Origin of the sequence: Aestuariivirga sp. (assembly GCF_037139295.1) — a bacterium.
GTDB lineage: Bacteria > Pseudomonadota > Alphaproteobacteria > Rhizobiales > Aestuariivirgaceae > Aestuariivirga.
This window is the reverse complement of the sequence record NZ_JBAXGR010000106.1, coordinates 1-10,122: the sequence shown is the minus strand read 5'-3', so window position 1 is coordinate 10,122 and position 10,122 is coordinate 1. Positions and strand designations below refer to the sequence as shown.

The 10,122-nt window shown below is 63.2% G+C and carries 13 protein-coding genes; all 13 read right to left on the bottom strand.

The features are described from left to right. A partial coding sequence (locus WCJ41_RS17970; RefSeq protein WP_336907214.1) for a hypothetical protein occupies positions 1-557 on the bottom strand: 557 nt, incomplete at its 3' end. 3 nt (positions 558-560) lie between these two features. Next, complete coding sequence (locus WCJ41_RS17965) at positions 561-845, bottom strand: DUF6378 domain-containing protein (protein WP_336907213.1); 285 nt, start codon at positions 843-845, stop codon at positions 561-563. Further along, complete coding sequence (locus WCJ41_RS17960) at positions 842-1,330, bottom strand: hypothetical protein (protein WP_336907212.1); 489 nt, start codon at positions 1,328-1,330, stop codon at positions 842-844. The genes WCJ41_RS17965 and WCJ41_RS17960 overlap by 4 nt, the downstream gene beginning before the upstream one ends. A 351-nt stretch (positions 1,331-1,681) precedes the next feature. Next, a complete protein-coding gene (locus WCJ41_RS17955) occupies positions 1,682-4,000 on the bottom strand; it encodes a PriCT-2 domain-containing protein (protein WP_336907211.1) in 2,319 nt (772 codons plus the stop codon). Continuing rightward, a complete protein-coding gene (locus tag WCJ41_RS17950) occupies positions 4,000-4,224 on the bottom strand; it encodes a DUF6511 domain-containing protein (protein ID WP_336907210.1) in 225 nt (74 codons plus the stop codon). The genes WCJ41_RS17955 and WCJ41_RS17950 overlap by 1 nt, the downstream gene beginning before the upstream one ends. Next, positions 4,221-5,963: a DEAD/DEAH box helicase gene (locus tag WCJ41_RS17945; RefSeq protein WP_336907209.1), complete on the bottom strand. Its 1,743-nt coding sequence runs from the start codon at positions 5,961-5,963 to the stop codon at positions 4,221-4,223. The genes WCJ41_RS17950 and WCJ41_RS17945 overlap by 4 nt, the downstream gene beginning before the upstream one ends. After that, positions 5,957-6,901: a PD-(D/E)XK nuclease family protein gene (locus tag WCJ41_RS17940; protein WP_336907208.1), complete on the bottom strand. Its 945-nt coding sequence runs from the start codon at positions 6,899-6,901 to the stop codon at positions 5,957-5,959. The genes WCJ41_RS17945 and WCJ41_RS17940 overlap by 7 nt, the downstream gene beginning before the upstream one ends. Continuing rightward, positions 6,901-7,263, bottom strand: coding sequence for a hypothetical protein (locus WCJ41_RS17935; RefSeq protein ID WP_336907207.1), 363 nt, complete (start codon positions 7,261-7,263; stop codon positions 6,901-6,903). Before WCJ41_RS17935 ends, WCJ41_RS17940 begins: the two co-directional genes overlap by 1 nt. Positions 7,264-7,324: 61 nt before the next feature. Next, entirely contained in the window at positions 7,325-7,834 is a 510-nt protein-coding gene (locus tag WCJ41_RS17930; RefSeq protein ID WP_336907206.1) for a DUF669 domain-containing protein, read from the bottom strand. 23 nt (positions 7,835-7,857) lie between these two features. Continuing rightward, entirely contained in the window at positions 7,858-8,604 is a 747-nt protein-coding gene (locus tag WCJ41_RS17925) for an ATP-binding protein (RefSeq protein WP_336907205.1), read from the bottom strand. Positions 8,605-8,728: 124 nt separating this feature from the next. Further along, on the bottom strand, positions 8,729-9,259 hold the full coding sequence (locus WCJ41_RS17920; protein ID WP_336907204.1) for a hypothetical protein: 531 nt from the start codon (positions 9,257-9,259) through the stop codon (positions 8,729-8,731). A gap of 91 nt (positions 9,260-9,350) precedes the next feature. Beyond that, on the bottom strand, positions 9,351-9,719 hold the full coding sequence (locus WCJ41_RS17915) for a hypothetical protein (RefSeq protein ID WP_336907203.1): 369 nt from the start codon (positions 9,717-9,719) through the stop codon (positions 9,351-9,353). A 113-nt stretch (positions 9,720-9,832) separates the two neighbouring features. After that, a partial coding sequence (locus WCJ41_RS17910; RefSeq protein ID WP_336907202.1) for a helix-turn-helix domain-containing protein occupies positions 9,833-10,122 on the bottom strand: 290 nt, incomplete at its 5' end.

Sequence of the window (10,122 nt, the reverse complement as noted above, 5' to 3'; positions counted from 1 at the left end):
CGCAGCCTGAAGACGCGCACCAGGGCGTTGAGCGCCACACGCAAGTTGCCGATGTCCTCCTCTGGCCAGGGCAACGCATCTTCGTCCGTGCAGATCACGCGATGGACGAGCAAGGTCGGCCGGCGGCCTGACGACAGCCGTTGCTCACGGTCGCAGACATCGAGGGCTGCAGTGGCTTCCGCGAAGCGCCGCTTCAGCTTCTCGATCACCTCCAGCACCGGTTCGCTCGGGCTCGCCCCGAAGATACCTTCATTGATCAGCAGGCCGGCCACCGAGCTGGGGCTCGGCATCGGTAGTCCGATCACCACATGGTGCTGCCGGTACAGTTCGGCGAAGGCGATGCCTGCATGATACTGCGTCTCGCTGATCAACTCGCGGAAGGCGAGGCGCCCCAGCGCAGTGCCAAGCCTCTCGTCCTTCGCCTGTTTGGCGGTAACGCCGAAGTGGCGCTTACGTGCTTCGATCGCCGTGCTCATGGCATCCTTTTCAGTTTCCTGCCGTGTGCGCTTGCCACAAGGGTAGCGCTTGCCGGTCTTTCGCTTTCGTCCACGGGCCATGGCTTACCTCCCCTCCGGCTTGGCGGCTTCGATCAGTTCGCGCAGCAGGGCGGCATAGCCACAGACGTCCACTGCCGAGTCTTCGTGCGCTGGATCGTGGGCCAACCGAGCCAGCTTCAGGTCGAGGAGGCACAGGACCACCTGCGCCGGGGTGATTTCGCGCCCCAGTGTTGCTGACCAGCGCTGCGCGATGGCCGTCATGTTGCCGGGTGCATCGCCGTACTGGGTGCTGCGCTCGGCGATCACGTTGGCGACATGCTTCAGGAACATTTCCGCTGGAGTGCTCATGCGACACCTCCGTTCGTCTCGAGGGCCCACAGCAGGATGGCGATCGCGTCAGCCTCGTTGTCATCGGCGGGTTGGAATCCGCGTGCGCGCATTGCGGCGATGACCTCGTCCTTGCTCGCGTTGCCCTTGCCGCAGGCGTGTCGCTTCCAGATTCCGACGGGCACGCCGCTGTATGGCATGCGGTGCTCCTCGCACCAGGCGGTCAACGTGGCGAGCAGACCCCCAAACACATGTGCCGCGTCGGTGCCGATATGCCGGCGTACCTCTTCGAAATACACGGCATCGATGCCTCCGGTGATGTCGAGAGTCTGGTCGAGCCACTTGCCGAAGCGCAGATAACGCATCCCGCCGCCCTCGAAGCGCGTGGACCGGAATTCAGCGGTGCCGTGTAGAATGCGGCAGCGGCTGTTTCTGACAGCCCACCCTGTGGTGCTGCCGAGATCGAGTGCGAGAATGCTCGCGGTATGTTCGGTGGGTTGGGTCATGACGACCTCCTCTTCGGGTTGGCGGCCGGGGCGAAGCCGCTGTCCGGTGAGGGAGGCGCATCGCCCGGACCCGAAAGGGGTCTGGTCAGGTCATCTGCTGAGCGGCGAAACCGCTCTGTGGGTTCTTTCCGGGCTTCAAGAAGGCTCCTTTGAAGGAAGTCCGCCTCTAACCCGTTGGTCTGCCTGGAGTAATCTACTTATTTATATTATTATTATTATATATATGGATACCTCTATTCTATACTACCGCGCGCGCACACGCGAGATACTCCTGTGTTTCTCTTGAAATATTGAAGGAAGGCAGATCTCATTTTATTCCTCATGATTTCAGAACTTTAGTATCGATCTTTCTTATTTCTGGCACGACTTGCGCGTTGAACTAACCTGAAAGGGCCCGGTCCATCTTGTGAGCCGAAAGACCATGGCCCTGCGCCCAGCGGTATTGCGCATGACTGGTTTTATATCCCCACTCTCGATCAACGTGGCGAGGATATCGTCGCGGTCGCGCGCTTTCAACCACTGCGAGGCACGCGTGATCTCGGACTTGGAAATGCCATCGCTGCCTGTCGCACGGATGATCTCCCGGATTCGCTTCAGATGGGCCTCCGTCTCGGTATCTGCGACATGCCGTTCGACGGCTTCCATGGTGCGCTTCGCAAAGTACCGCACAAACCCGATGGCCCACTCGGCATCCTTCCGCTCCATGACAGGCTGCGCAGGATCACGACCCACCGCCACGATGAGCGCCAGCTTCATTGCATTTTCACCGATGCGGGCGAGGATCGCCGTGTATGCCGTTCCCGCAGCAGCGCGCAGCTCTTCCGTCATCTCGGCGCTCAAGGCAGCAAAACATGCTTTCGCCTCCGCAGTCATCGGGACAACCGCGGCGTTGGCGGCACTGCTGCTACCGGACATCTTGCCTGCGAGATTGCCGAGCTGGCGGCCACCACCTGCAGCGACCATCTGCAGCCTTTCGATCAGCTCAGGCGGCGCCTTCCGAAGCCCCGCAGAGATGTTCTCGTCGGGGTAATCCTCATCGCTTGGCAGGATAAGGAAACGGGCGAGCGAACCGTCGGCGACGTTCGCCCCCTGGAGCGCACCCCAGAAGTGCAGCGGCGTTGTGGTGCCATAGACACAGAGGCATGGCTCGATGACATCGCGCCGCTCGTTCATGCCGTCCCGGTTGGCGTATTCCGCGCCGAGAAAAACGCCGCCGGCTGCTGTGTAGAGCTCGGTCATGTTGTCGAGAATTTCGGTGATGTGCCGAGGAGACCGCTTCCGGTCCACCGCCGCTGACAGGAACATTCCGAACTCGTCGATCTGGAACAGGATGGCGGGCTGCCGGTGGAGCGCCGTCAGCAACCCCGCGCCGGAGGCGATCTTGTTGCCGCCGAGGTGATTGGCAAGCCCTGCCTCGAAGAGCACCTCGTTGACGATTTCGCGGGCGTGGTTCTTGCCCGAGCCGCTGTCGGCAATGCCCACCACATAGAGGTTGGAACGGAGATTGCTCTCGGTGCGATAGAGCCTGCCCATCAGCGCGCCAATTGCGCAGAGGCTGGCGCCCAGCGACAGCAAGGGCTGAGGACGGCGCGCGGTGGTGATCATGTAGCGGGTGAGATCGCCGACCAACCCATCCGGGAGGACCAGATCGAAGGTGGGTGTCGAGGCCGAGGGCGCGGGCTCGTTGGGCTCCTGCTCCACAAGCCGAGTGAGCAGCCCCGCCGCCGGATGTACCTCATCCTGCGGCTCGCCATCGAGGATGAGACCGATCTCCGGCTGCCAGCCACGCTCCATGGCGAGGCGGTAGATGGTGCCGGCGCCGATGCGGTCCGGCCGGAAGCTCAGCCACGACCTGGTGGTAGTCGTCGGATCATTCTTGTCCGCCTGCGCCGACCATTCCGCAAAGAGCTCAGCTCCCTCTTCCCCAAGTGCGCCCTTCAGCGCCATGCCGATCCGCATCCAGCTGTCATAGTCCAGTTCCTCATTGGGAAGCTGGGAAAGTGCGGCGCGGATGGCAGCCGACGTGCCTTTCTGCCCATGAAAGGGTACCATCCCCTCTGCGGCAGGCGCGACGCTGAGGCTTTTCTGACGCAATTCCTGCGGCAGGAGTGCCTGTGCCTCTTCGAGGAAGCCCGCCGCCTGCTCCGCCGTGATGACCGGGAGGCTGGCGATGTCGATGTCGGCAAGACCCTCCTCAGGCCAGGCATAGGGCGCGCCGGTCTCGGGATGATCAGCATAGACGAGGAATTGCTGGCCGAGGCACAATACCTCCAGCGGGTGGCGCTTGATACCCCGGAACGGCTCGTCCGCGCGATAGACAAGCATGCGCTTGGGCGCCTTGCCGATCCGCAGGGCCGGCGTATCGCCCAGCCGTTCGCGCGCGAGCTGCTCGATTGCCAGGGCAAGCTCGGCATCCTCGCGAATGTCGATGTCGAGCGCCGCGACCGTGCCGCCGACAATGCCGATCCCGCAATCGGGCCAGCGCGACCAGGTCGCAACCTCGACCTCCGTGCTGGCGCGGGCGGCATGACGGTTCCACTCGCCGTAGTCATGCCATTTGCCGCGCGCATGCCGGCCGGGTTTCTTGGTGCCGGGCTGGATCGGCAGAATGGTGTAGCCATTGGCGAGAAGCTGCGCGCCAAAACGCGCCATGTAGGATGGAGCAGTCATCAGAAGGGTACCTCCGTGGTCATGGTGTTGAGGCGGGCACGGTCCCGGGCGGCGAGCTCACGCAGATGGTCGCAGTAGCCAGTAACGACCATTTCGATGAAGCAGTCCCACTCGAGGACGGTGAGGGTGGCGAGATCGGTCTTGCCGAGGCTGTCGAGATATTCGCCGCCCATCTGGCCGCCGTGCGTCATGGCGGCCTTCTCGTTCGGGGTCGGATCGATCATGCCTTTCCTCCCGTGACAGATGTCCTGGCAGACGCGACTGCAGAGCTGCTTGCGGCTTGCGCCGCGCCGGGAGTCGCAAGCGCGGTATGCCGGGTCGAACCAGCCATGGTGGCGGGGCTCGCGGTGACAGACCGCGCAGAGGCCGGTGTCGAGGGCGTGCATGCTTCGAACCTGTACTGGGCGACTTCGGTGAACCGGCCCTTCGACCGGATGAAGATGTGGCTGGGGCGCGGCAAGGCACCCACCCCGCTCAGGGCTTCCTCGACGGTGCGCGGGACCAGCGGGAAGGACGAACTGCGCCGCTGCCACCACCCTTCCGCCTTGAGACGGGCATAGCCTTGGTGCTCGAAGCACACCCATTCCCGATGTATCGCGAGGCCGCAGTGATAATCGACCCTGAGAGAGGGAGGGCTGCCTTCCTTCTCGTGGCGCCGGTAGGTGACGGAAGTGACCTCCACCCAGCGATCCTGACGGCCCGACAAAATGGCGAGTGTCGAGGCGGTGGGGGCGATCTTCACGGGAGGTTGCGGAAACACAAAGCCGCAATCGGGGCATTCGCTGGCGGCAAGCGGAATGATGCTCTCGCACTCGGGGCACAGCTTTGTCGGCGTCGCGCCGTCCCCCGCTTCTCCCGGCTTCCGCGGCCGCACCAGGTCAATCGGACCGTGGCGGCTGACATTGCCGGCGAAGTCGAGCACAAGGCAATTCTCCTTGCCGGGCGCCAGCCGCGTACCGCGGCCCGCCATCTGCACGTAGAGCCCTGCCGACTTGGTGGGCCGCAGCATGGCGATGAGATCGACGCCCGGCGCATTGAAGCCCGTTGTCAGCACGCCCATCGAAGCAAGCGCGCGGACTTCGTGCCGTTTGAATGCGGCAATGATCCGGTCGCGCTCGTCCTTCGGCGTATCGCCGAAGATGGTGGCACAGGCGATGCCGCGGCTGCGGAGCTCTTCGGCGACATGGCGGGAGTGATCGACGCCGGAGCAGAAGACGAGCCAGGACTTCCGGTCCTCACCATAAGAGATAATCTCGGATACAGTGGCCCGAGTGATCGCCTCCTTGTCGACCGCGGCCTGCAACTCGCTGGCGATGAACTCGCCGCCGCGGGTTCCCACGCCAGCAATATTCAGCCTGGTCTTCGGCTGCTTGCTGACGAGAGGGCAGAGATAGCCCTGGTCGATCAGGTCGCGGACCGAAACCTCATAGGCGATGTCGGTGAACAGCGCCCCCTCGCCTTCGTGCAGCATGCCGCTGTCGAGCCTGTAGGGCGTTGCCGTGAAGCCGATGACCTTGAGCTTTGGGTTAATGGCCGAGAGTTCACCCAGGAAGCGCCGGTACATGGTGGCTGAGGTGACAGGGATCAGATGCGCCTCATCGATCAACACGAGGTCGCAGTGACCGATCTCGGCAGCCCTGCGGTGCACCGACTGAATCCCGGCAAACAGGATGCGAGCTTGAGCCTCGCGCTTGCCGAGTCCCGCCGAATAGATTCCTGCGGGAGAATCGGGCCAGAGCCCAACCATCTCGGCATGATTCTGAGCGATGAGTTCCCGGACATGGGTGACGATGAGGATGCGCTGATCAGGCCAGGCCTTGAGGACGCCCTCGATGAAAGCCGCCATCACCAGGCTCTTGCCCCCGGCTGTCGGAATGACAATCAGCGGGTTGCCCTTGTGGTCCACGAAATACGCATAGATCGTTCCGATGGCGGCCTGCTGGTAGGGACGCAGGATCAGCATGACGCCACCTCCGTTCCGCGCGCATCATTGATCCAGCTCGTGCCGTCCTTCATGCGGTAGGCTACGAAGTCATCGCCTGCGTCCACGGTTTCGCCGGGGACGAGGTCGGGAATGAACAAATGCTTCGTACAGGCGCTGCGCTGTTCCTGTGAGCTCCGCATCTGGTCATGCCTTGTGCAATGCCAACCGCCGTCGACAGGCGTGGCATGCAGGCATGAGCGACAGGTGACCGCAGCACCTCCACCGCCATGGCAGACGTCATGGTGGGCGCACATGCGGCATTCGTACCAGGCGGGATCCTCGCTGATGCGCGGCGGAGGATGCTGGGCGAAGATGATGCGGTGCGCCTTGTCGAGGAGCCGCTCGGCGAACGCCTTGTCGGCCTCGATCCGTTCGACATGCAGCGCGTCGGTGTCCTTGCAGACCGCGACATAGAGGGCGCGGGTGATGCCCGTCAGATGCATGTAGACCTGCATCTGCGCTGCATGCTGCGGCTTCGACACGGCAACACCCTTGGCGGCAAGATCGGTGAAGCTCCTGACCGAGTGGGTTTTGAACTCGAGCACATGCCAGGTCTTGGGTGCCTCGAGGAGTTCGATGGCCATGCCGTCGAGCGAACCGCCGAAGTGCCCGCCATGCGCCTCGACGCGAAACTGGCGGCCGGTTTCGGGATCGACCTCGAGCACGGTGGCGCCGGTCGCACGGAGATTGCGCACGAGGCGCGCCTCTTCCAGCTGTCCCGTCTCGAAGAGGCGGAGAAGCCGACCCGAATGGTGTGACGGCGTCACCCAGCGAAAATCGTACCATAGGGCGCGCGCACAGGGCTTGCCGATGAGCGATGCGCCCATATGATCGCGGAAGCCATCCCCTTGCGAGGACTCATAGGCGGCATATATTGCCGACAAGGTTGGAGTGGGGTGGGCAGGAAGTTCGGCCATCACGCGCCCTCCCCTTCGCAACGCATGTGAGCCTCGACCAACAGGGAGGCCCATTCATCCGGGTCATGGCGCTCGCGCAGGATGCCAATCAGGCAATCCTTCACCTTGTCGCGGGAGGGACGATTGTTGCGCTGCAGGAGAAACTCCGCCCGCTCGCGGCAAAGGTGCCGCAGCGCCGTGCGTGCCTTGTGGAACCAGTCGGGATCGATGGGCTTGGCGTGCCTCTGGCGCGCCAGATCGGCGGTGGCGATCTGGGTGCGGATCTTCGCAATGGCGTCGTCGAGTTCGATCAGCCGCTGGCGGCCTTCAGGCAAGCCGGGGGCATTCGCGGTCACGGGGACCGCGTCGGTCAGGCAGGTCATGGATTTGTTCCTCGATTGAAATGGGGTGCCGCCGCAGCCGTCTGGCCACGGCAGCAGGGGTTCAGGCCTTCTTGTTCCAGGGTGCCGAAGCAGTCTTCACGGGGGCTCCCGCCGCAGCGGCGGAGGGGTCCGCAACAGGCTGCGGGGCCGCGGCGCGTGCAGGGGCCGCACCTTGCGCCGGCACGAGATAGCGAATGGCATTGCGCTCGCCATAGCCGTTCTTGGGCGGCTTCACCGTCACCTGGATCGTCATCGGGATCAGATGCAGCTCTTCGCTGTCAGTGACCTGCATCCTGCCAGTGGCATGGCAGATCGCGGAAAGCGCCCGTTGCGCGATCTCGACGGTGGTCGGGTTCTGGTTCACCAGGTTCAACTGGTCGAACACCTTGCGACCCTTGTAGGAGCCCTCCAGGATGTCCATCATGAGCCAGAGGAACTGGCCCATGCCGTTGCTGGTCACCCGCATCTCGCTTTCGACGATCTGCACGGTGTACTTGCCCGCAGGCAGGACATCGTATCCTGTCGTGGGCTCGATGCCGCTGGCATCGAAGGAAGAATCAAGACGTGCCATGGTATTCTCCTCTCAGGTCGGGATCACTTGGGCTGGGGCATGGCTTCCACGAACTTCGCCCAGTCGAGGGGCAAGGTTTCGGGGAGCTCGTAACGGTTCTTGGCGAGATAGGCGGGGCGCTCTTCGGTGTGCATCACACGCTTTCCCGATCCCAGCGCCCGGGTGACCTTCTTGTTGAAGCCCACTTCCGACTTGGCGATCGAGATCTGATAGTTCGCGAAAAGCACGATGTCCGAGTGCTCCTGCAGCAGTGCAGCAGCACGCGCCTGGAGTTTGATCACGTAGCGGTCGTAGGGCTCGTGCTCGGGGCTGTCGAAGCGCTTGATGTCGGTGTGGGCGATCTGCAGGACCGCCATGCCCTTCTCGTCACGGAGCGCATTCAGCTTGTCGAGATATTCGCGCCAGATGTTGAGCGCTTCGGCATAACCCTTGCCGAAGCCGGGATACTCGATCGACGACCAGTTGTTGCGCTTGCAGGCTTCCGCCCAGATGAGCGGTTCGAGCCAATCAACGCTGTCGATCACGACGGTGCGGAACTCGTGCTGTTCGGTCAGCAGCGAGTCCAGCGCCTCCGACACGTCGACATAGCTGGTTGCCAGCGGAAAATGCGGCACCTGGAGCTTGCCGAGACCGTCCTCCGTCATGACGAAGACGGGCGAGTCGGCCTTGGCGGCGAAAGTGGATTTACCAACGCCGGCCACGCCGTGCATCAGGATGCGCGGAGGCTGGAGGGCGCTCGAGCGTCGCAGCGACGCCAGAGAAATAGCCATCAGAGTGCTCCTTCAATTGGGAGTTGATTTGGGAAGCGGGTGAAAGAGGAAGCAGCGAAAGAGGCGGTTTCAACGCTGGAGGCTCCAACGTTGAACTGGCGCACTGTTGGGAGGGTCGAGAACATCACGCGTCCTCTCCGGCGATCAGTTCGAAGGTCTCCTTGCCCTCGCGCACGGTGCGCGCCGGTTCAAATGCCTCCCGGATGCCAGAGGGCCACGACGTGTACTTACGTTCGGAGACCCGGAAGCTCACCTCGACATAGTCGCGGGGCTCGTCCCCTGAAGACTTGATGCGCTCGACCAGCTGGGCGAGTTCATGCTGGTCCCAGTCGACCTTCTTCGGGAGATCGGCGACGACGGTGACGCCGTTGTCCTCGAAGCGGACGGTGCCGGAGTCCTTTTCGGCCTGGGCGCGGGCCTGGCGGGCGCGGTCCTTGTAGCGGATTCCAAGAGCCGCATCGAGCCAGGCAACGACCGCCTTCGCCTTGCGCAGGCCGGCCTCTGCTTCGTGCTGAAGGCGGAGCAGTTCAAATGCAGGCAGGTTTGCGATCTGCTGCACAGTGAGCCTTGGGAGATCGGCTGCGCAGACGTTAGCGTCGTGCCGAACGGGCGGCGCCACGTCGGCAGGTTTGGTCAAGAGAACAGAGGGGATCATCAGGCAATTCTTTCCTGTGCGGCGCGGAGGCTTGTCCGGCCGGTGAGTTGGATCGATGGATGGAAGTTCGTTGGAAGCTACGAGGGACGTGTCATGCGGGCGGGCCAGTCGCGTTGACCGTCGCGGTCGGCTCTGCGGACGAGCTACGCTTTTCCTTCGCACCCTTGGCGGCAAGCGACTGGATGATGCGGTAGACAGGTTTCAGCTTCGGCATTTCCGCCTTGCGGACGGCGATGTAGTCCCAGCAGCCGGTGGAGACGCGGCGCTGCACCAGATGCACCCAGTTCTCCTCGCCAAGCATCCAGGCAGCATTGCCGAGTTCGCCGATCTTGCGGCGCACGGGCTCGGAATAGCCCTCGCTGTGGGGGAGACGGTCGCGGCTCAGGTGGCCCGTGTAATAGACGATTTTGTCGCCCGGCTGCGCGTCAGCAACCCAGACGCAAAGGTCGACATCATTCATGATGCACTTTGGCGCATGAACCGAGGCTGCCGACGAAGTGCAGGAGTTTGCGAAGGGGTCGAACATGGGAGGTCTCGCTGGGGTTAGGGGGCGATGGATTTCGGTGGAGATGTTCACACCCGGGCCTGCGCGTGCGGACCGCGGCTAATTCCTGGCGTCACCTGCCGGATCTGGCGGTGTTCGAAGGCTTCTACGTCTTCGAGGCGATACACCACGCGTCCGCCGAGCTTGATGAACTGCGGCCCCTCGCCGGTGAAGCGCCAGCGTTCCAGCGTTCTCGGCGACATACGCCAGCGGTTGGCGAGGTCGGTCTGGGAGAGGTGGGTCGTCGTCATCGCTTTCTCCTTGGCTTCATGTCCGAAGCATGGGGCGATGATGGCAGCTTGAATCGGGGCTGTCGGCG